Origin of the sequence: Candidatus Pantoea soli (genome assembly GCF_007833795.1) — a bacterium.
Lineage (GTDB): Bacteria > Pseudomonadota > Gammaproteobacteria > Enterobacterales > Enterobacteriaceae > Pantoea > Pantoea soli.
In genome coordinates this window covers 277,009-297,425 of record NZ_CP032703.1, presented here as the reverse complement: position 1 = coordinate 297,425, position 20,417 = coordinate 277,009, and the positions used below count along the sequence as shown (strand labels likewise).

The following is a 20,417-nucleotide window of genomic DNA, read 5'->3' as shown; positions in this document are numbered from 1 at the left end:
CAAACGCGCGGGCACGCTGTGCTCCACGCAAACGGGTTAGCGCGTCTGATGACAGCGCGGATAGTTTCCCCTGTTGGCCATTCACCGGTGAAGATGGAGGCTCTCTGCCTGTCGCAACAGGCAGGTCGGAGTATTATGTAAATAACGAACCTGGTGGCGTCGCAGCAGGAGCGAAAATGCTGTTCGCTCTGCAAAAAGATTATCGACACCGGTGTAAGAAACATGAGTAACAATTATGTGATGTGCGCAGGGGTTTGGCGGAAAGCGCCGCAAGGCGGCACTCAGCGGTATCGTATCGGAGGGGAAGGGTTACTCAGTCAGCCGTGTGATGCACCCGAGGCGGGATGACGGACGTTGAAAGAGCTGGCCGGACGGAAAAGCGCCGCTGCCCGCGTGCAGGCGGGCAGCGGCGTGGCAGGCGACTTCAGACAATCCGGCTGCGGAACATTACAGCTCCAGCGCCCGCGTCACGGCTTCCGGCATGCTCGGGCGGCCGTTTTCCAGGCAAGTGGCGATAAAGGTCGCCTCCGCGTAGACCACGCCTTCTACCTTGATCTGTTGCACAAAATTAACGCGATTACGCTTTTCATTGCGTACCAGCTGACAGGTCACTTCAACCTTATCGCCTTTCACCAGGCTCTTACGGAAGCGCAGTGAATACTCCAGCACCATGTAAAGCCGGCCGTGGCGGAACTCCTCTTCGATATCAATACCGAGCGCTTCACGCATGTAAGCATGGCGCGTCCATTCCATATAAAACGGATAGTAGAGGCCGTCTACCACACCTTGAAAGTCGATATGGTTTTCATCTACATCATAATGCTTCGAGAACATCATCGGTTTCCTGTTGCGGAAAGGGGCTAAGGGATCAGAGCACTTCGTCAAACAGCTGGAACATCCGGCGGAAGGCGCGCTGGCTCACTTCCGGATGGTACTGCGCCACGCCTGCAGCGCTGGCGTGCGGGTCAGTGAATGAGTGCACCGCACCGGCGAAGCTCACCAGCTGCCAGTCCACGCCTTTGCCGTTCATCTCGCTGGCAAAGGCCGCAAGCTGCTCACGCGGCACCAGCGGGTCGTCAGCTCCGTCAAGCACCAGCAGCGAAGCGTAGATAGTGTTGCCAGCATACTGGCCTTTGCTATCCAGCGTGCCGTGGAACGAAACCGCGGCTTTGATATCTGCGCCCGCGCGCGCCAGCTCCAGTGCACAGTGACCGCCGAAGCAGAACCCCACGGCGGCGACGCGCTCTTTTGTCACGGCAGCGTTCGTTTGCGTGCGCAGCGCTGCCAGCGCCGCCTGCATGTGGGCCACTTCTTCAGGCGTATCTTTTACCGCCATCATCATGGCACCGGCTTCTTCAGCGCTGGCAGGACGCTGGCCCTGACCATACAGATCGGCCACCAGTACCACATATCCCTGGGCAGCAATGGCTTTCGCCTGTTCAGCGGCCGCCGCCGTTGCGCCCATCCAGTTCGGGGCGATCAGCACGCCAGGCAGCGCGTGTACGGTATCAGAAGGGTAAACCAGCGTGCCTTCGAAAACCGCCTCTCCGGCAGTGTAGTGTAAGGGTGAAGTGTGAATTGCGCTCATTTATCAGGCTCTTATCAGTATCAGGTGAACCTGAAAACTGACAGACTCGCGTCGGTGAGGCAATGCCCTTTATGTTACAGAGCATAAAATGTTTAGCCAGCCGGGGAGCGCAGCGGCGCGGATGGGTACGGTACCCGCTGGCAGGGACGTGGCGGGTATGCCTGAAGAAGCGGCCCTGGTGCGTCAGGGCGTTTGCAGCCGGTAGTGCCGGAAGGCGTGAGCCATTCAGCGTTACTCTCCTGACTCTCCCGGTCGCCGGCAGCACACCGCGGCCTTTATCGCCTTGCCGGAGGCAGGCAGCTACCGCGGCTGAGATAAAAAAACGGCCAGTGACAGGTCACTGGCCGTGAGTCAGAGCGTGTTACGGCAGATTAACCGCTTACAGCGCCATATCCTGTTTGGCTGACTCAGCGCGCGGCTTCGTCTGCGCCGGTGCGTCCTGCTGATCGCCCATGTTGATAACCGGCGGTTTGGTCAGCTGCAGCACCGATGCGGTGTTATCCCATACCTGCTGGGTCAGCGCGGTGTTACCGTTCAGCTTCTGACCAAAGCTGGGCACGATGGTGCGAATCTTCTGCTGCCATTCCGGCGACGCAAACTGCTCCGGGAACAGCTTCTGCATCACATTGAGGGTGATGGGCGCGGCCGTTGACGCACCCGGTGACGCACCCAGCAGGGCTGCCACGGTTTTCTGCTGATCGGTCACGATTTCGGTGCCCAGTTTCAGCACGCCACCTTTCTCAGCGTCTTTTTTGATGATCTGTACGCGCTGACCAGCCTGAATCAGTTTCCAGTCCTCTTTACGCGCGTTCGGATAATACTCTTTCAGCGCCGCAAAGCGGTCATCGTCGCTCAGCATCACCTGACCGATCAGGTATTTCACCAGGTCAAAGTTATCAATACCCACGTGCGTCATCGGCATGATGTTGCTGGTGGTGGTCGCGCTCAGCAGATCAAACAGCGAACCGTTTTTCAGGTATTTGGTGGAGAAGGTCGCGAACGGCCCGAACAGTACCACTTTTTTACCGTCGAGGTTACGCGCATCGATGTGCGGAACCGACATCGGTGGCGCGCCGACGGAAGCCTGACCGTACACTTTCTGCAGGTGACGGCTGGTGATTTCCGGGTTCTCGGTCATCAGGAAGGAGCCGCCGACCGGGAAGCCGCCGTAGTTGTCCGCTTCAGGAATGCCGGTTTTCTGCAGCAGTTTGATGGCTGCACCGCCAGCACCGATGAACACATATTTTGCGTCCACTTCGCGATCCGCGCCGGTTTTCACATCTTTAATCGTGACGTGCCACGAATTGTCGCTGTTGCGCTTGAAGTCAGTAACTTCTGACGAGGTTTCCAGCGTAAAGTTCTGATCTTTTTTCAGGCTGCCGATCAGCTGACGGGTAATTTCACCGTAGTTCACATCGGTGCCGACCGGTGTCCAGGTCGCGGCGACTTTCTGGTTTGGATCGCGGCCTTCCATTACCAGCGGTGCCCACTGCTCGATCTGCTTGTGATCGGTAGAGAACTTCATGCCCTGGAACAGGGTGGTTTTCTGCAGCGCAGCGTAGCGTTTGGTCAGGTATTCAACGTTTTTATCGCCCCAGACAAAACTCATGTGCGGGGTGGAATTGATAAAGGAGCGCGGGTCATGCAGCACGCCACGCTGAACCTGGCTGGTCAGGAACTGGCGCGTAATCATGAAGGCTTCGTTGATTTCCAGCGCTTTGCTGACATCAATGGAACCGTCTGCACGCTCTGGCGTGTAGTTCAGCTCCATGTTGGCCGAGTGACCGGTACCCGCATTGTTCCAGCCATTGGAAGATTCCAGCGCGACGCCGTCCAGACGCTCAACCATCAGCTGTTTCCAGCCCGGTTGCAGTTCCTGCAGCCAGGTGCCAAGCGAGGCGCTCATAATACCGCCGCCAATCAGCAGCACGTCGGTTTTTTCTGGTGCGTTTTCAGCGTGAACCGCTGAAGAAACAAGCAGTGCCGTCAGCGAAAGTGCGGACACCCATTTTTTGGTCTGATTCATGCCAGTCCTACTTTTATCAATCTTGTGCAGATGAACGTTAAAAATTCGCTGAGCAAATTAAAAGATTGTTACGAAAAGATTAACCTGTTTTTAGTTACTAAAGTATTGAAGCAGGTTAATTAACTTATATAACAGCAGGGTGGGCAAATAACAGGCAGTCAGGCAGGGGCAGAGGCGAAATAACCGTCACGCCAGCGCGGTTAATATTTATAACGGGCGGCTGTACTTAAAGCAAATAATTCCTGCAGGGAATGCGCTGACAGGATGCCGTGGCCGATCGCGGGCGATAAAACCTGGCTTCGCGTCATGCGGGCGCCGGCATTCTCTCTGCGGAAATGAGTCTGGCGCAGGCGCGGGGTTGACAGGTAATACACCGCCGGGTGGGCTGTATGGAAACCTGCCCGCAACGCCGGGCAGGTATCAGGAGCGCGACGGCACGGTATCACCCTCAGCCGAAGGCGACTTTGTCATTGATATGGTAAAGGGTGGCAGTGGCCGCCATAACCGGCTGACCATCATGGCCAGGCTCGTGGGATTCCACATCGGTAATGTGATAGCCCACCGCGCCGGCTGCCTGCGCCTTTTTCACAATCGCATCGGTCAGCTCATCCATGGAGGTGGCCCAGCTTACCGAGGTGACGCCCGCCGGATGCAGTGAGGATAATTCGCGATGCGTTAAGTCGGTGCGAATTAATACCGGTTTAACATTTTGCGGCGTAAATATAGAGATAACGTCATTAATTAAGGCTTTCATGGTCTGACTCCTCATAAATAAAATGCGCGATCTGCGAAAACACGGTCTGGATTATTAAGTGTGACCCCGGCGTGGCGTACAGGCGTGCCGCTGCGCTGGTAGCGTTAATAAACACCCTGCGGCGTTAATCGTTTTAGCTTTAATTGCTAATTAGTTGTTAAGAAAAACATCGCCACAACTGAGATAAGATTTCACGAGAGTTTTTGCATTTGCTTACATGCCTGACGAAATCCTGATAAAAAAGCCGCCACAAAGGGCGGCCGGAAAGAGGCAGTATCGCGGCTTGCGGCATCAGAATTCGCGCTGCCCGCCCAGTTCAATAACGCGATTGGGCGGGATATTAAACTGCTCATGCGCGCGCAGCGCGTTACGCTGGCAGAAGTGAAAAATACCGCCGCGAATACGTGCCAGCCCTTTGCGCTTTTTCATTACCAGCGTGTCATGCGACGTAAAGAAAGAGGCTTCGTTGACGGTGCAGCCAAAGCCCAGCAGGCCGCACAGGTGCAGGATTTCCGCCATTGGCGGCACTTCGCGCCAGCCATAAGCCGCCGTTACCTGCCAGAACGACGAAGAGAGCTGATTCAGGGTGATGCGCTGCTGATTATGGACGCGCGGCGTCTCGGTGGTGCGAATATGCAGCAGCATCACGCGCCGATGCAGGACGCGATTGTGTTTCAGGTTATGCAGCAGCGCCTGCGGAATTTCAAACTCCCGGCGCGCCAGGAAAATAGCGGTGCCGTCCACGCGATTGGGCGGATGTTTTTCCAGCGATTTGACCAGGGCATACAGGCTTTCCTGATCGTTATTAAGACGCCGGATCAAGCGGTTGCGCTCTGTGCTCCAGATCAGCATCAGCCCCATCATGGTCAGCGCCAGCAGCACCGGCACCCAACCGCCGGAGAGCAGCTTCATCAGGTTGGCGGCAAACAGCGGCACATCGATCACCAGCATACACAGCAGAAAAAGCAGCGCGAGCGGCAGCGGCCAGCGCCAGTTACGCAGCGCAACAACCCCGGCAAGGCAGGCGGTGATCACCATGGTGCCGGTGACCACGATACCGTAAGCCGAGGAGAGGGCGGACGACTGGCGAAACGCCAGCACAATCACGGTGACGGCAACAAACAGCAGCCAGTTAACCACCGGAATGTAAATCTGACCCGACTCGGTGTGTGAGGTAAAGATGATGCGCATCGGCGGCAGAAAGCCCTGACGAATGGCCTGATGCGTCAGGGTGTAAACGCCGGAAATCACCGACTGCGCCGCAATGACCGTCGCCAGCGTCGAGAGCACAATTAACGGGATCTGCCCCCAGCCCGGTGCCAGGTTAAAGAAGGGGTTGTTGAGCGCCTGCGCATCTGCCAGCACCAGCGCGCCCTGGCCAAAATAGTTCAGCACCAGAGCGGGCATTGCCATCACCAGCCAGGCCAGACGGATGGGGGTTTTGCCAAGGTGGCCCATATCCGCATAGAGCGCTTCGGCACCGGTGACCGCCAGCACCACCATGCCCAGCGCGGCGAACGCCAGCGCTTTGTGGCCAAGCAGAAACGTCACCGCCATGGCCGGGTTCAGCGCCTGTAACACCTGCGGATTCAGCAGGATGCCGCGCACGCCCAGCACGCCAATCGTCAGGAACCACAGGAACATGACCGGACCAAACACCCGGCTGACCTTCTCTGTACCGTGTTTCTGGATCATAAACAGCAGTGTCAGGATCACCACCGCCAGTGGCACCACGTATTTCTCCAGTTCCGGTGATACCACCTCAATCCCTTCAATGGCAGAAAGCACCGAGATCGCCGGCGTAATGATGCCGTCGCCATAGAAAAACGCGCCACCAATCAGGCCGGCCAGCATAATCACATGGCCGATGCGGGCACTGACGTGACGGCGCGCCAGCGACATCAGCGTCAGAATGCCGCCTTCACCGTCGTGGTCCGCTCGCATCACAAAACAGACATATTTCAGGGTGACGATCAGCGTCAGCGCCCAGAAGATCAGCGATAAAAAGCCCATCACCGCCACCGGTGAGGCGCCGTTGCCGGGCAGAATCGACAGGCACTCTTTCAGGGTATAAAGCGGGCTGGTGCCGATATCACCAAAAACGATCCCGGCAGCAGCCAGCATACCCGCGGGCAGCGACGGCTTCTCTGTTTGACTCATAACATTCCTGCTAAATGGCAAGTGAAGGGGGTGCCGGGCGGGCGAAAGGCGATGGCCTGCAGCACAGCGATAAATGCTGGCAAACATAGCGCTTTCACGGCGTTGCGCCTAGATTATGGCGTTTTTCTGACCACGATTTTTATACCAACCGCTGATATTTTTACACCATTTTTACACCGCTGCGCATTTTTGCTGCGGACGGCAGCCTGCACCTGGCGCGCTGCGCGGTTACACATTTACACAGAGTTAAACCGCGCCTCACCAACCTGCAAGAACCCGGGGTGTCCGCCGGGACGATTTAATCGTCATTTAAGCAGCGCCGCTTAGAGTCGATGCCAGCCATTACTGCTACTGCGGATCGCTCTATTAAGATGATGAAAACCATTCTGATCACCGGTGCCACCGGTTTCCTTGGCGGTGCCGTCACTGTCAATCTGTTAAAAAAAGAGGAAGCGCACACGCTGTTGCTGCTGGTGCGCAGCCGATCAGCGGAAGAGGGGTTAGCCCGCGTGCGCGCCAACCTGGCAAAATTTGGCCTGAGCGCGCAGCAGCTGGCGCAACTGACGCCGGAAAATATTTTGTCAGGCGATCTGGCCGCCCCGGCGCAGTTTCTGGACGATGCGCGCCTTGATAGCGTGACGCACGTGCTTAACTGTGCGGCGGTGGCCTCCTTTGGCAACAATCCGCTGATCTGGAAAGTGAATGTGGAAGGCACCTTCCGCCTCGCCAGCCGGATGAGCCGGGTTGCCGGTCTGCAGCGTTTTATTCATGTCGGCACCGCCATGTCCTGTGCGCCGCAGGCCAACACGCTGGTCACGGAAAACGAGCTGGATACGCTGCGCGATCAGCATATTGTCGAGTACACCTGGAGCAAGGCGACGGTAGAAAAGATGATGCTGGAATCGCTGCCAACGCTGCCGCTGGTGATTGCGCGGCCGTCGATTGTTGTGGGCCACTCCCGGCACGGCTGCTCGCCATCGCCCAGCATTTTCTGGGTGTTCCGCATGGCGCTGGCGCTGGGCGAATTTATGTGTGAACTGGAAGACCGTATAGACGTAGTACCGGTGGATTACTGCGCCGATGCACTGGAGCTGCTGCTGAACGCAGAGCAGATTGAAAAAACCATTATTCATATCTCAGCGGGTGAGAACAGCAGCGTCACTTTCGCGGAGATTGATCGGGCGATGGCGCGCGCGTCAGGCCAGCTGCCGCTCGGCGATCGCTATCAGAAGGTGAATTATCGCCAGCTGAGCGAAAGCAAAAGCCGTTTCCCGGCACTGTTCGGGCCGTGCAACGAGCGCATCGTGCTGCGGGCGATGAAGCTGTATGGCCATTTTTCCCGCCTGAATGTGGTGTTCAGCAACGAAAAGCTGCTGGCGCTGGGCATGCCGCCTTCGTCGAAATTCACCGATTATCTGCATCATTGTGTGGCGTCAACGCGTGACGCTACGCTGGCGGAACTGATGGAAGTGGATTTTAAATAGCGCACAGACCGTGCAAAACGGCCGCCTGCAGAGGCGGCCGGTGCGTGGGCGGCAGCGTCAATGCGCCGCCGCTCCAGACGATTACCAGCCTTTGATGATATCGCCTTTATAAAGCTCGTTGGCCTTATCCAGCACGGCCTGCGAACGGAATGCCTCTTTCAGCTTCTGCACGTTTGCGCTGTCTTTGTTGTCTTCACGCGCCACGATGGCGTTGACGTACGGCGACGCTTTGCCTTCCATAAACATGCCGTCACGCGAAGCGGAGAGGTTCACCAGCGCCGCGAAGTTGTTATTGATGATGGAAATATAGACCTGCGGATCGTCCAGCGTGCGCGCCAGCTGCGGCGTATCCACCTCGACAAATTTAAGCTTTTTCGGGTTGTCGGTGATATCCAGCGTCGTCGGCAGCAGGCCCGCCTCCGGTTTCACTTTGATCAGTCCCTGCGCCTGCAGCAGCAACAGGCTGCGTCCGAGCGTCGTCGCTTCGTTCGACAGGGTGATGGTTGCCCCGTCTGGCAACGCTTTCAGGGATTTGATTTTGCGCGAGTAGCCGGCAATCGGGAACACAAACGTATTGGTGATGACGGCGAATTTATAGCCGCGCTCTTTTGACTGCATCTCCAGATACGGCAGGCTCTGGAAGGCGTTGGCATCCACGTCTTTATTGAACAGCGCTTCGTTGGGCTGTACGTAATCGTTAAACGCAATGACATCCACATCCAGCTGATACTTGTCATGCGCAACCTGCTTCACCGTTTGCCACAGGGCTTCATCCGGCCCGGTGTTGATGGCCACTTTTATTTTACTGTCGTTATTCTGGTCGCACGCGCTGAGCAATGAAACAGAGGCAGCCAGCAGGGCAGTGAGCAGTATGTTCTTCATTGGGTCCGTGTCCTTTTTAAGCAGAGAACCGGACTATATTATACGTCTGGACGTCTGTACATCCGTTTGCGGTGCGACTGCTGCTTATTCAACCAGCGGCGGGGGTCAGCAGTGCGGATCTTCCAGACAGGCCAGATAGCGTTGCGCGGATGCGCGCACGCGTGATTGCGCGTTGCCGATGATTTCACGCCCGGCGAAAGCGCCATACAGGCGCTGATAAGACAGTGGCTCCAGCCGCGTCATCATGTCACGCACCGTTGCGGCCGCCAGCGGCAGCATATTGGGATAGCTCCACATAAACGAGACGCGATCGGCGCCGGGCGTGACCTGCAGGATATCGCCGGTCAGCAGCACGCCTTCGTCGCGCGCCCAGTGCAGCACGGTGCCACCGGCAAAATGCCCGCCAGCGCGCAGCAGCGTTACCTCCGGCATCAGCGCCATGCTATCGCCGTGCCAGAGCCGGATATGCGCGCCCGGAGACATAATCCACTGGCGATCGTCAGCGTGCAGCCAGACCGGCGCGTTAAAAGCCGCCGCCCACTCCCGCTGCGTGGTGTAATAATGCGGATGCGAGATAGCAATGGCGGCAATGCCACCCAGCGCCTGAATCAGGGTACAGGTGGCGTCATCAAGGTGGGCGATACAGTCCCACAGTACATTACCGTGCGCGGTCTGAAGCAGGAAGGCACGCTGGTCAATGGCGAAAGCCGGCACGGTCTGCAGGCTAAGCAAGCCCGGTTCCGGCTGCTGCCACATGTTGCGATGGGTCGCCCGCAGCGCGTCCGGAGAGGTCCACTGCTGGCCGCTGGCGGGGACAAACTGGCGCGCGTCTTCACAGATGGCGCAGTGTTCAATGATGCGATCCTGCTCTTCGTAAGCCGTCCCGCAGGCGGTGCAGATTTTAATCATGGCGTATCCTCAGGGTGATGAAGATAAGCGTAGAGGATTCAGCAGGATTCTGCGCTGCGCAGCGGTCAGGCGCTGCGCGGCTGCAGCTGGTAGATCCAGGCCGCGATGCGCTCACCGGCGGTGGTCGTAACCGTGACTTTGACGCGATCGTAACCCGCCTCAAACTCATCCAGCATTGGCCAGTGCTGCTCCAGCTGCGGTGAACTAAACAGATAGCCGCGCACGTCTGCTGCCTCGTCATCCAGCACAATACCGGGGAAATCTGCGGCGGCGCCCCAGCCGCGGGCATAATAGGTGCCGCGCACCGTGCCTGCCTGCCATTCGCCGCCCAGCTGTTCCAGAATATGCGCATTGGCATGTCCGGGTTGCAGGGTGCCGTAAACAAATAAGCGTTTCATTTTCCCTCGTATCACGTTGTAAAAGTCCAGTAAAAGCTGTGTAACCGTCAGCGAAATCGCCCGTATGGCGATGTTGTTGCGGTGCGGAGCGGCTATTCTGGACTACCCATCCCGTCAGGTAAAATAGCAATGTTTAATGATGCAGACACCGCCGCCGGCCAGCTGCCCGGTGATGCGCAGCCAGCGCATTTTGATGGCAAACGGTTTCACAATGCCAGGCCGCGGCAGCAGCCGGGACTGGCGGGCTTCAGCAGGATCATGTGGGATTTTTTCTTCAACAAGCCGGCCGATACCGTGCCGGACAGGGCGTTGCCGGTACAGCCCATTACCACGCAGGCGCTGGCTGACGCCGCCGCGCACAGCGTTTTCCGCCTGGGACACTCCTCGCTGCTGTTGAAACTCTCCGGTCGCTACTGGCTGGTTGACCCGGTATTTGCAGAGCGCGCGTCGCCGTTTCGCTGGCTGGGGCCGAAGCGCTTTCAGCCGGCACCGATTGCGCTGAGTGCGTTGCCGCCGCTGGAAGGCGTGATTCTGACGCACGATCATTACGATCATCTGGATCGCCATGCTCTGCTGCAGCTGAACGATCGGGTTAACCATATTATTACGCCGCTGGGTGTGGGCGATCTGCTGGTGAAGTGGGGCATCGCGGCGGCAAAAATCACGCAGCTGGCGTGGTGGCAGGCGCAGGACATTGCCGGGATTCGCTTCGTCTGTACGCCGACTCAGCACTTTTCCGGGCGGGGATTATTTGACGGCAATAAGCACCTCTGGTGTTCGTGGACGCTGCTGATGCCCGGGCTGAAACTGTTTTTAGGCGGCGACTCCGGCTACTTCGACGGGTTCAAAACCATTGGCCGCCGGTTTGGTCCATTTGATGCGGTGTTTCTGGAGAATGGTGCCTATGACCCGCGCTGGGCCGATATTCATATGCAGCCCGCCGATACGCTGCAGGCATCAGTGGATCTCAACGCCCGCTGGCTGTTTCCCATCCATAACGCCACGTTCGATCTGGCTTTTCATCGCTGGGACGATCCGCTGCAGCAGATTGTCCGGCTGGCCGCGGCGCGTAATGTTGCGCTCTGTCTGCCAATGCTGGGCCAGGGCATCGATTTGCTGCAGCCTCAGACACAGCCCGACTGGTGGTCAGCGCCGGATCTGACCGCGCGCGGCAGCGGTGACCCGGCAGGTTAAGGCTGCCGCCGGTTTATTGGCTAGAGTGGGGCGGCAAGCGATTGCGTTCTGGCTTCAGCAGGGCAGATATTCTCTCTGCCTGCAATACCGGTTTCTTTCGACACGCTCCCGGCGGTGAGGCCGCCATGCGGGAAGGGAAGCCGGTCAGCCGAACTTTTCTGCGCCATGCGGTACATCACCGCTGCGCACTGTCAGTTATCTTACTGTGAGCCTGTCTATGCATAACACTCCGCTGTCAACGCGCCAGCGATTAGTTCGTCTGGCGCTGGTTGGTCTGATTCCGCTGTTCGTTACTGTTTTTTTCCTGTGGGCCGGGGGCTGGTTAACCCCTCAGCGCCTGAGCGCCGATAAGCTGGTGGATGTGCTGCAGCAGTCGGGCGGCAAACATGCGGGTTTCCGGCGCAACCATGCCAAAGGGATATGCGTGGTCGGAGAATTTGACGCTAACGGTAACGCCAGCACGCTCTCTAAAGCTGCGGTGTTTGCCGCGGGACGGATACCGGTGACCGGGCGCTTTGCCATTGCCGGGGGAAATCCGCAGGCGCCGGATTATGCGGTGCCAGTCCGCAGCCTGGCGCTGGCTTTTCAGCAGCCGAATGGTGAGCAGTGGCGTACCGGCATGAACGCGATGCCGTTTTTCCCGGTGGCGACACCGGCAGGCTTTTATCAGTTACAAAGCGCCACCCGGCCCGATCCCGCCACCGGAAAACCGGACCCGCAAAAACTGCAGGCTTTTCTGGCTGCGCATCCGGAAGCACAGCCCTTTTTTGCCTGGGCAAAGCAGTTCGTGCCTTCCTCCAGCTGGGCCAGCGACCGGTATAACAGCTTAAACGCGTTTGTCCTGGAGGATGCAGCAGGCCATCAGCAACGCGTCCGCTGGAGCATGGTGCCGCACACGCCGGCCAGCGCCATCACGGCCGCTGACCGGCAGGATGCAGATTTTCTCCAGCATGATTTGCAGCAGCGTCTGGCGCACGGCCCGCTGAAGTGGGATTTAATCCTGACCCTTGCCGCCCCCGGCGATGCCAGCAATGATGCCAGCAAAGCCTGGCCTGCCGACAGACCCACGATCAATGCGGGAACGCTGGTGCTGAACCAGGCGGAAGCGCAGCAGCAGGGCCCCTGCAATGACATCAATTACGATCCGCTGATCCTGCCGAACGGCATCGCCGCGTCGGATGATCCGCTGCTCAATGCCCGATCGGCAGCCTATGCCAAATCCTATAATGCCCGCACCGCAGAACAGGCCCGTCAGGGAGAGCGCACACTATGAAATCCGTAACCACCTTTCATCCGGCGCTGCGTGCATTGCACTGGCTGATGGCCATCGCCATCATTGCCATGCTGTTTATCGGCGTGACGATGGTCTCCACCGTCTCTTCCTGGCACGGCCTGCTGGTCGCCATCCATAAACCGCTGGGTGTAATGATTCTGCTGCTGGTCGTGGTGCGCCTGTGGCTGCGCTTTACCACGGATCAGCCGGCGCTGCCTGCCTCGATTCCCGTCTGGCAGCGCGCTGCTGCGCATCTTTCGCACTGGGTGCTTTATCTGCTGATGCTGGCGCAACCGCTGATAGGCTGGGCCATGCTCTCTGCTGCCGGTTACCCTGTCACGCTGGGCGGTGGGCTGGTGCTGCCGCCGATTACCGCGGTCAACAACACGCTTTATGCGTTACTGCGACCGCTGCATACCTGGCTGGCGCTGCTGCTGTTTGTCACGGTCATGATGCATCTGGCCGCCGCGTTACTGCATGCGCTGGTGCGCCGGGATGGCGTATTCAGCAGCATGACAGGGGCCGGCAAGCGTTAATACTCAGCTGCGGCAGCGTAGCGAAGCCTGCAACGCTGCCGCACCGGATGCTGAAGGGAACCGCGCTGGCGCAGGGAAACGATGCCGGTGTTGGTATTCTGCGCATCTCTGCCTAACCTTGTTACAGCCTATTCGCATATCACTGATAACAGGGAGTCACGATGGATATCATTAAACGTACGATTCAGCTGGCGCTGGACAATGTCGAGCAGGGCGGCCGGCCGTTTGCCACGGTGATCGTGCGCGGCAATGAGGTGATTGCGGAAAGCGCCAACCAGGTGGCGCAAACCTGTGACCCGACCGCACACGCTGAAATCCTTGCGGTGCGCGCGGCCTGCCGTCATCTGGGGACCGAAAACCTCAGTGACTGTGATATTTACGTGCTCGCCAGTCCCTGTCCGATGTGTCTCGGCGCCCTCTATTACTGCAGCCCGCGCAAAGTGGTTTATCTCACCACGCGTGAAGCCTATGCGCCTTACTACCGCGACGATCGCCAGTATTTTGAACTGGAAACCTTTTACGACGAATATGCGAAGCCCATCGCCCGGCGGCGTTTACCGATGGAGCATCACGCCGATCCCGCAGCAATTGATGTCTATAAGCGCTGGCAGGCGCTGAATGCCTGATGGGTTGCCGGGGTGTGTTTGCTGCCGTTATCGCCTGGAAGCCCATCGCCTTAAATTCTCAGAGATTGGCTAACATCTTATAAGCCTGTTGATCGGCGCGCGGAAATAGGCCAAACGTGAGTGGCTGAATGCGTTTTACCGCTGCGAACACCCGCAGGTGAAAGATGGTTTATCTGACAGCCAGCGTAAACGGGTGCTGGCTGCGCCGCCTGACCGTAAAAGGCGCACTCCCCGTGCGGTTTGCGCGGTCAGCCGCCCGCAGCAGGATTAAAAATAATGGCGGAATAACAGCGAAAATAAGCCCGAAGACGAAATTAAGTAATTAAGCCAAATGTAAGGATTGCGTAGCGGTTTAGCGCCTTTTCGCGCAGCTAAAAAATATTTACTCTTTTTTTGAAATAAATACCTGTGCTTAATTCAGCCGGCATGCTAAATACTCTGGTAGTAATAGATTATCGATGCTGACTGGCCTGCTGAAACCGTTCTGTCTTCCGCTCCATTGATCAACGTTCTTCAATATCATCGTAACGGCATTCAGGCCGGGGCGGAGGATTTATGCTGTTTAACCTGAGCGGCGATAGCGATCGTCGCATTCGTGCGCTCCAGGCACTGCGCGAGCCGGATGAAAGTCGAGATGATGTTCTGCGCAAATTTACCCGCCTGACCAGCCAGGTGCTGGGCATACCCGGTTGTTTTGTTTCCGTACTGGATGATGATGCGCAATATATCCGCGCGTCCTGCAATTTCTCTCTGAAATATTCGTCGCGTGAAGATTCACTCTGCCGGCACGTGGTGGATGGTGAAACGGCGATGATTGTGCCCGACACCTGGATGGACGCGCGCTTTGTGACCCATCATTTTGTCACCGGCGATCCATTTATCCGCTTCTATGCCGGAGTGCCGCTGCGTAACCGGGAAAACGTGATCCTCGGTACGCTGTGCGTGACCGACAGCCAGCCGCATCCCTTCAGTGATATGCAGATTGCCACGTTGCAGCTGCTGGCTGAAATCGTCATGTCGTTTCTGGAAGCCTGGCATTCCGCAGGGGATACCGACCCGGTCACCGGCTTGCCGAACCGGCATCGTCTGCTGCGCGATCTCCAGACGCTGGCAACGCAGGGCGATACCACACCGCGCCGCCTGGTGCTGATTGACTGCATTGACATGCCACGTGCCTATGAGCTGGCACGCAGCATGGGCATGGGGCCGGTGGAAGAGTTACTGAAAGATGTCGCCACATTGCTGCCGCTGCGTCTGCGTCCCGGCATGGGCGAAATGCTCTATACCGTGGCCACCGGGCGGTTCGCCATACTGACGCCCGATCACAGCCGCCTCAGCGCGTCGTGGATCGCCGGACGGATGGAAGGCATCAGCGCGGATATGGGCGAGGGCCTTTCCGTGGCGCTGACGACCCATACCGGGCAGGCGGATTTTACCAGCGGCGCGTTCCCGGCCCCCGAAATCCTGCGCCGTGCCCTGAGCGCGGTCAACGAGGCCGTTGGCCGCGGCGTGCCGGCCGTCGCATTCAGCGAAACCGAAGACATTCGTCATACCCGCGATTTTACGCTGATGCATGAATTTGCCGCCGCGCTGAAAACCGGGGAGGGCTTATACCTGGTGTATCAGCCTAAAATCTGTCTGAAGACCGGGCAGCCGCTGGGGCTGGAGGCGCTGATTCGCTGGCGTCATCCGCTGCGTGGCGAACTGCCGCCTTCCGCGTTTGTGCCGCTGGTGGAACAGACAGAATTGCTGCATGTCATGACAGAGTGGGTCATCGATACCACCCTGGCGCGCATGGTGCGGCTGCGCAATCAGCCGATCCAGCTGCCGATCACCGTCAATGTCAGCCTGCATGATTTCGCCCGCGAAGGCTTTGCGGCGGCGCTGCAGGAGAAAATGCTGGCGAAGAAATTGCCACCGTCGCTGCTGGGCATTGAGTGCCTGGAGACTGAACGTATTCTGGAGAGTCCGGCGGCGATGCGCGGGCTGGAAGAGCTGAAGCAGCGTGGCTTTACCATTTCGCTGGATGACTTCGGGGCCGGCTACAGCAATATCAGCTACCTGCGCCGCATGCCGCTCGATATTATCAAGCTCGATCGCTCGCTGATTCAGGGGCTTTGCACCGACACCTCTTCGCGCATTATTGCCCGCAGCATTGTGGGGATGCTGAAAGAGCTGGAATACGTGGTGCTGGCAGAAGGGGTGGAAAACGCTGAAACCGCCCGCGCGCTGAATGAGTTTGGCTGCGATCAGGCGCAGGGCTACTATTATGCCCGGCCCCTGGCGGATAAAGACCTCGATCTGTGGCTGCTGAGCAAGCGCGGTATCGGATTTGCCGCCGGCCTTTGACGCACTTTTGCGATCCCCCTGCCGCAGTCATACCGCGGCGGTCTCGCTTATTCAGAGCGTTCCGAACCTGACATTTTCCGGTCCTGATCTATAGTTATAACCCAGCCGGTGAGCACGCCGTCAGGCTGCTGCCCACCCGCCGTGATATCATCCAAAAATCAGATTTTGCAGACGTGATGTAGCCGACGCAAGATCGGAAATTTGAAATCCAACCCTGCGCCCGGCAATGACTCCCCGGGCGTTTTTTTATGCGCTGTTCACTGCGTCAGGTGCCGCTCCCGCCACCGGGAACGGCACCGAATGCCGTCAGACGGTTTCCGGTAGTCCCTGCAGCAGCTTATCCAGCGTGACCGGATAGTCCCTGACCCGCACGCCGGTGGCGTTGTAGATGGCGTTGACGATCGCCGCGCCGACGCCGCACAGACCCAATTCCCCCACGCCCTTGGCTTTCATCGGTGAAGAGACCGGATCGGTGTCGTCCAGGAAGATCACCTCCTGACGCGGTATATCGGCATGCACCGGCACTTCATAGGTCGCCATATCGTGATTGACGAAATAGCCATGACGGGTATCCACCGCCAGCTCCTCCATCAGCGCGCCGCCCAGGCCCATGGTCATGGCACCGATCACCTGGCTGCGCGCGGTTTTCGGGTTCAGTATCCGGCCCGCGGCGCACACCGCCAGCATCCGCCGTACGCGGACTTCACCGGTGGCGGTATCAACGGCGACTTCCGCAAAATGGCCGGCAAAGGTGGATTGCTGATATTTCTGATCGAGATCGCCAAACTCAATGGTGTCCTCGGCGCTGAGCGCTCCCTGTGCCGCGGCTGCGGCAATCGGCACGCGGCGGCCTGCGGCGCGGATTTCACCCTCGGCAAATTCCGCTTCATCTGCATTGAAGCCCAGTTCAGCGGCGATGCGTTCACGCAGTTTGACGCAGGCAGCATAGACGCCGGAAGTCGAGGTGTTGGCACCCCACTGACCGCCTGAGCCGGCGGAAACCGGATGCGCCGAGTCACCCAGGCTGACGCGCACCTGCGACACGGGCACGCCGAGCATCTCTGCGGCGGTCTGCGCGATGATGGTGTAACTGCCGGTGCCGATATCTGTCATATCGGTTTCTACGGTCACGATACCCTGCGCATCAAGGTGCACGCGGGCACCCGAGGCTGAGAGCAGATTATTGCGGAAGCCGGCGGCCATGCCCATGCCAATCAGCCAGCGGCCGTCGCGTACCTGCGCAGGCTCAGCCTGGCGCTGCTGCCAGCCAAATTTATCTGCGCCGGTTTGCAGACACGCAATAAGCTGGCGGCGGGAGAAGGGACGGCTCGGATCGGCGGGATCGACCTGGGTATCGTTGAGAATGCGGAACTGCACCGGATCCATGCCCACTTTCGCCGCCATCTCATCGATAGCAATTTCCAGCGCCATCAGGCCGGGCGCTTCGCCCGGCGCACGCATCGCGTTGCCTTCCGGCAGATCCAGTTCCGCCAGGCGCAGGCCGGTCAGCCGGTTTTCCCCGGCGTAAAGCAACTCAGTTTGCTGCACGGCGGTTTCCGGCGTGCCGCCAGGCAGGTTGCCTGACCAGCTGATATGGGAGATCGCGGTGATTTTTCCGTCTTCATCGGTACCTATGCGAATATGCTGATTTGTTGCCGGGCGATGCGTGGTATTGTTGGGGATCATCGGGCGCGGCAGCATCACTTTCACCGCGCGTTTCACCACGCGCGCGCCCAGCGCCGCCAGCACGGCATCGCTGCGCAGGAACAGCTTGCCGCCAAAGCCGCCGCCAATATAGGGCGAAAGCACCCGCACTTTTTCTTCTGGTATCACCAGCGTTTTGGCCAGATCTGAACGACACCAGTTAATCATTTGATTAGAGGTCCACACCGTTAGCGCATCGTTGTCCCAGATAGCCATAGAAGCATGCGGCTCCATGGCCATATGGCTCTGATCTGGCGTGGTATAAACGGCGTCCAGCGTATAGCGCGCCTGAGCCAACGCCTGGTCAACGTCACCCACCACTTTATCCGGCGTATCTTCCGGGGCCGCAGTGACGGACGGTTTTTCGCTGGCAAGATCGTACGCGCCGGCTTCCCGTTCATACTGCACGTCCACCAGTTTTGCAGCCGCGCGCGCCTGTTCAAAGGTTTCAGCGACAACCAGCGCCACGGCCTGGTGATAATGCTCAATATGGTATTCAGCCAGCAGGCGCGCGGTATTCATCTCGCCAATTTCCAGCTTGCCAGCATTTGCTGCGGTCACCACGGCGAGCACGCCCGGTGCGCGACGGGCGGCTTCCGTCTCCAGTGCGGTAATTTTTCCTTTGGCTACCGGACTGGCCACCACATAGCCATAGGTGACATCCGGCGCTTCATCATGCCATTCGTAAGCATAAGGGGCGCTGCCGGTGGTTTTCAGCGGGCCATCAATGCGATCCAGCGGTTGCCCGATCACGCGCAGCTGGTCAATCGGGTTGGTTCCGGCGGGTTGTTCAAATTTCATGGTTGCGCCCTCGCTTCTGCCAGCACTGAAGCGAGGGTGCGCTTCGCCAGCACTAATTTAAATTCGTTTGACGCGGTCGGATGAGCATCGCTGAACAGCTGCTCATACACCGCCTGCGTGCCGTTGACCATCTGCTGATCCGCCGCTTCGCGCCGCCACGGCTGATGGGCCACGCCTCCCAGCGCAACCCGGCCGCTGTGGTCAGGCTGTACAATGGCGGCCACCGAGATCAGCGCAAAGGCGTAGGAGGCGCGATCGCGGACTTTGCGGTAGATATGTCTGCCGCCCTGCGGCGGGGGCAAAATCACCGCAACAATCAGCTCACCGGGTTGCAGCACTGTTTCCAGATGAGGCGTATTGCCCGGGGCACGGTAGAAATCCGCAATCGGAATGCTGCGGCCGCTGCCGTCAGGATTAATGGTTTCAATGGTGGCATCCAGCAGGCGCATCGCCACCGCCATATCGCTGGGATGGGTGGCAATACAGTGCTCACTGGCGGCCACTACCGCCAGCTGACGGCTGTAGCCGCCAATCGCCGCACAGCCACTGCCAGGTGTGCGCTTATTACAGGGCTGATTGGTGTCATAGAAGTAAGGACAACGGGTGCGCTGCAGCAGGTTGCCGGCGGTTGTCGCCTGGTTGCGCAGCTGACCGGATGCGCCCGCCAGCAGTGCGCGGGCCAGTACCGCATAATCCTGCCGCACGCGCATATCCGCAGCCAAATCGGTATTACGCACCAGCGCTCCGATGCGCAGCCCGCCATCCGGCTCCGCGCTGATGGTGTCCAGCGCCAGGCCGTTAACATCAATCAGGTGCGTGGGGGTTTCGATTTCCAGTTTCATTAAATCCAGCAGGTTGGTGCCGCCGGCGATAAACCGGGCGCCAGGCGTTTGCTGTGCCTGGCGTGCCGCTTCCTGCGGTGAGGAGGCTTTTTCATACGTAAAGGCTTTCATGATGGCTGACCTCCGGCATAGTCTTCAATCGCGGCGAGGATGTTGGCATAAGCGCCACAGCGGCAGATGTTACCGCTCATGCGTTCGCGGATTTCGTCCGGCTGTAGCGCCGGCTGGGCCAGCAAATCTTCTGAAACGTGGCTGGGAATGCCCTGAGCAATCTCCTGCAGCACAGCAACCGATGAGCAGATTTGGCCGGGCGTGCAGTAACCGCACTGGTAACCATCATGGCGAATAAAGGCGGCCTGCAGCGGATGCAGATTATCCGGCGTGCCCAATCCCTCAATGGTGGTGACTTCGGCATTATCCTGCATGACAGCCAGCGTCAAACAGGCGTTGATACGCCGGCCGTTAACGATGACCGTACAGGCGCCGCACTGACCGTGATCGCAGCCTTTTTTGGTGCCGGTAAAATGCAGGTGCTCACGCAGTGCATCCAGCAACGTGGTGCGGGTATCCACCTGCAAAGTATGCGCTTTGCCATTCACGTTCAGCGTCACCGGCATACGTTGCGGAGCCGGCGTAGCCGGCAGGGAAGCGTCAGCCGTGGCGTGAGAAACAGATTCCGCCTGACGGGTGAGGGCGGAAAGGGGTTGCTGATCATTTTCCTGATGCAAATTACCGTTATGTGGGTTGCTCATACCCGTCTCCAGTTAATCATCGGTACCAGTAGCACCGCGGTTTATAAGGTTTTTGGAAGCTTTAAGCATAGACGGCATATCGGCCTGGTGAAGGGAGACGCAGAAAAGGGTACGCTTTCGCTTCATTGTGCAGCAGGCA

General features: G+C 58.5%; 17 protein-coding genes. 6 read left to right on the top strand and 11 right to left on the bottom strand.

Annotation, left to right across the window (positions count from 1 at the left end; genetic code table 11):
- Positions 1-447: 447 nt before the first annotated feature.
- The 5 genes from D8B20_RS18765 to kup form a co-directional block, all read right to left on the bottom strand.
- Positions 448-834, bottom strand: coding sequence for an acyl-CoA thioesterase (locus tag D8B20_RS18765; RefSeq protein WP_145891631.1), 387 nt, complete (start codon positions 832-834; stop codon positions 448-450).
- Positions 835-868: 34 nt separating this feature from the next.
- A complete protein-coding gene (locus D8B20_RS18760) occupies positions 869-1,588 on the bottom strand; it encodes a dienelactone hydrolase family protein (RefSeq protein WP_145891135.1) in 720 nt (239 codons plus the stop codon).
- Positions 1,589-1,967: 379 nt separating this feature from the next.
- Entirely contained in the window at positions 1,968-3,614 is a 1,647-nt protein-coding gene (mqo, locus tag D8B20_RS18755; RefSeq protein ID WP_145891133.1) for a malate dehydrogenase (quinone), read from the bottom strand.
- Positions 3,615-4,062: 448 nt separating this feature from the next.
- The gene (locus D8B20_RS18750; RefSeq protein WP_145891131.1) at positions 4,063-4,368 is read right to left on the bottom strand and encodes a YdgH/BhsA/McbA family protein; all 306 of its coding nucleotides are present in this window, start codon (positions 4,366-4,368) and stop codon (positions 4,063-4,065) included.
- Positions 4,369-4,659: 291 nt separating this feature from the next.
- Positions 4,660-6,528: a low affinity potassium transporter Kup gene (kup, locus tag D8B20_RS18745; protein ID WP_145891129.1), complete on the bottom strand. Its 1,869-nt coding sequence runs from the start codon at positions 6,526-6,528 to the stop codon at positions 4,660-4,662.
- Positions 6,529-6,902: 374 nt separating this feature from the next.
- Here kup and D8B20_RS18740 point away from each other — a divergent pair, with 374 nt between their 5' ends.
- Positions 6,903-8,012 (top strand): SDR family oxidoreductase, encoded by a 1,110-nt coding sequence (locus D8B20_RS18740; RefSeq protein ID WP_145891629.1) that lies wholly within the window; start codon positions 6,903-6,905, stop codon positions 8,010-8,012.
- A gap of 81 nt (positions 8,013-8,093) precedes the next feature.
- Here D8B20_RS18740 and D8B20_RS18735 read toward each other — a convergent pair whose 3' ends face one another.
- From D8B20_RS18735 to D8B20_RS18725, 3 genes are all read right to left on the bottom strand, one after another.
- Positions 8,094-8,894 (bottom strand): MetQ/NlpA family ABC transporter substrate-binding protein, encoded by an 801-nt coding sequence (locus tag D8B20_RS18735; protein WP_145891127.1) that lies wholly within the window; start codon positions 8,892-8,894, stop codon positions 8,094-8,096.
- Positions 8,895-8,999: 105 nt separating this feature from the next.
- Positions 9,000-9,803 (bottom strand): MBL fold metallo-hydrolase, encoded by an 804-nt coding sequence (locus tag D8B20_RS18730; RefSeq protein ID WP_145891125.1) that lies wholly within the window; start codon positions 9,801-9,803, stop codon positions 9,000-9,002.
- A 65-nt stretch (positions 9,804-9,868) separates the two neighbouring features.
- Positions 9,869-10,201 carry a gamma-glutamylcyclotransferase family protein gene (locus tag D8B20_RS18725; RefSeq protein WP_145891123.1) on the bottom strand — a complete coding sequence of 111 codons (333 nt, stop codon included), beginning with the start codon at positions 10,199-10,201 and terminating at the stop codon, positions 9,869-9,871.
- 129 nt (positions 10,202-10,330) lie between these two features.
- On the opposite strand from D8B20_RS18725, the gene D8B20_RS18720 reads away from it, so the two are divergent.
- The 5 genes from D8B20_RS18720 to D8B20_RS18700 all read left to right on the top strand — a co-directional run bounded on the left by D8B20_RS18720 (position 10,331) and on the right by D8B20_RS18700 (position 16,179).
- Complete coding sequence (locus tag D8B20_RS18720; protein WP_145891121.1) at positions 10,331-11,395, top strand: MBL fold metallo-hydrolase; 1,065 nt, start codon at positions 10,331-10,333, stop codon at positions 11,393-11,395.
- A 217-nt stretch (positions 11,396-11,612) separates the two neighbouring features.
- Positions 11,613-12,668: a catalase family peroxidase gene (locus tag D8B20_RS18715; protein ID WP_145891119.1), complete on the top strand. Its 1,056-nt coding sequence runs from the start codon at positions 11,613-11,615 to the stop codon at positions 12,666-12,668.
- Positions 12,665-13,204, top strand: a complete 540-nt coding sequence (locus D8B20_RS18710; RefSeq protein WP_145891117.1) for a cytochrome b — start codon at positions 12,665-12,667, stop codon at positions 13,202-13,204. Before D8B20_RS18715 ends, D8B20_RS18710 begins: the two co-directional genes overlap by 4 nt.
- Positions 13,205-13,365: 161 nt before the next feature.
- On the top strand, positions 13,366-13,830 hold the full coding sequence (locus D8B20_RS18705; RefSeq protein WP_145891115.1) for a nucleoside deaminase: 465 nt from the start codon (positions 13,366-13,368) through the stop codon (positions 13,828-13,830).
- A 555-nt stretch (positions 13,831-14,385) separates the two neighbouring features.
- Entirely contained in the window at positions 14,386-16,179 is a 1,794-nt protein-coding gene (locus D8B20_RS18700; protein WP_145891113.1) for an EAL domain-containing protein, read from the top strand.
- A gap of 306 nt (positions 16,180-16,485) precedes the next feature.
- Here the strand turns inward: D8B20_RS18700 and paoC are convergent, their stop codons facing one another.
- From paoC to paoA, 3 genes are read right to left on the bottom strand one after another with little or no spacing between them, the layout of a single operon-like run.
- Positions 16,486-18,684, bottom strand: a complete 2,199-nt coding sequence (paoC, locus tag D8B20_RS18695; protein WP_145891111.1) for an aldehyde oxidoreductase molybdenum-binding subunit PaoC — start codon at positions 18,682-18,684, stop codon at positions 16,486-16,488.
- A complete protein-coding gene (locus D8B20_RS18690; RefSeq protein ID WP_145891109.1) occupies positions 18,681-19,637 on the bottom strand; it encodes an FAD binding domain-containing protein in 957 nt (318 codons plus the stop codon). The genes paoC and D8B20_RS18690 overlap by 4 nt, the downstream gene beginning before the upstream one ends.
- A complete protein-coding gene (gene paoA / locus D8B20_RS18685) occupies positions 19,634-20,278 on the bottom strand; it encodes an aldehyde dehydrogenase iron-sulfur subunit PaoA (RefSeq protein WP_145891107.1) in 645 nt (214 codons plus the stop codon). The genes D8B20_RS18690 and paoA overlap by 4 nt, the downstream gene beginning before the upstream one ends.
- Positions 20,279-20,417 lie beyond the last annotated feature (139 nt).

Excerpts from the sequence above, each read along its gene's own strand:
- D8B20_RS18765 (WP_145891631.1), bottom strand. The coding sequence starts at position 834 with ATGTTCTCGAAGCATTATGATGTAGATGAAAACCATATCGACTTTCAA.
- D8B20_RS18760 (WP_145891135.1), bottom strand. The coding sequence starts at position 1,588 with ATGAGCGCAATTCACACTTCACCCTTACACTACACTGCCGGAGAGGCG.
- mqo (WP_145891133.1), bottom strand. The coding sequence starts at position 3,614 with ATGAATCAGACCAAAAAATGGGTGTCCGCACTTTCGCTGACGGCACTG.
- D8B20_RS18750 (WP_145891131.1), bottom strand. The coding sequence starts at position 4,368 with ATGAAAGCCTTAATTAATGACGTTATCTCTATATTTACGCCGCAAAAT.
- kup (WP_145891129.1), bottom strand. The coding sequence starts at position 6,528 with ATGAGTCAAACAGAGAAGCCGTCGCTGCCCGCGGGTATGCTGGCTGCT.
- D8B20_RS18740 (WP_145891629.1), top strand. The coding sequence starts at position 6,903 with ATGAAAACCATTCTGATCACCGGTGCCACCGGTTTCCTTGGCGGTGCC.
- D8B20_RS18735 (WP_145891127.1), bottom strand. The coding sequence starts at position 8,894 with ATGAAGAACATACTGCTCACTGCCCTGCTGGCTGCCTCTGTTTCATTG.
- D8B20_RS18730 (WP_145891125.1), bottom strand. The coding sequence starts at position 9,803 with ATGATTAAAATCTGCACCGCCTGCGGGACGGCTTACGAAGAGCAGGAT.
- D8B20_RS18725 (WP_145891123.1), bottom strand. The coding sequence starts at position 10,201 with ATGAAACGCTTATTTGTTTACGGCACCCTGCAACCCGGACATGCCAAT.
- D8B20_RS18720 (WP_145891121.1), top strand. The coding sequence starts at position 10,331 with ATGTTTAATGATGCAGACACCGCCGCCGGCCAGCTGCCCGGTGATGCG.
- D8B20_RS18715 (WP_145891119.1), top strand. The coding sequence starts at position 11,613 with ATGCATAACACTCCGCTGTCAACGCGCCAGCGATTAGTTCGTCTGGCG.
- D8B20_RS18710 (WP_145891117.1), top strand. The coding sequence starts at position 12,665 with ATGAAATCCGTAACCACCTTTCATCCGGCGCTGCGTGCATTGCACTGG.
- D8B20_RS18705 (WP_145891115.1), top strand. The coding sequence starts at position 13,366 with ATGGATATCATTAAACGTACGATTCAGCTGGCGCTGGACAATGTCGAG.
- D8B20_RS18700 (WP_145891113.1), top strand. The coding sequence starts at position 14,386 with ATGCTGTTTAACCTGAGCGGCGATAGCGATCGTCGCATTCGTGCGCTC.
- paoC (WP_145891111.1), bottom strand. The coding sequence starts at position 18,684 with ATGAAATTTGAACAACCCGCCGGAACCAACCCGATTGACCAGCTGCGC.
- D8B20_RS18690 (WP_145891109.1), bottom strand. The coding sequence starts at position 19,637 with ATGAAAGCCTTTACGTATGAAAAAGCCTCCTCACCGCAGGAAGCGGCA.
- paoA (WP_145891107.1), bottom strand. The coding sequence starts at position 20,278 with ATGAGCAACCCACATAACGGTAATTTGCATCAGGAAAATGATCAGCAA.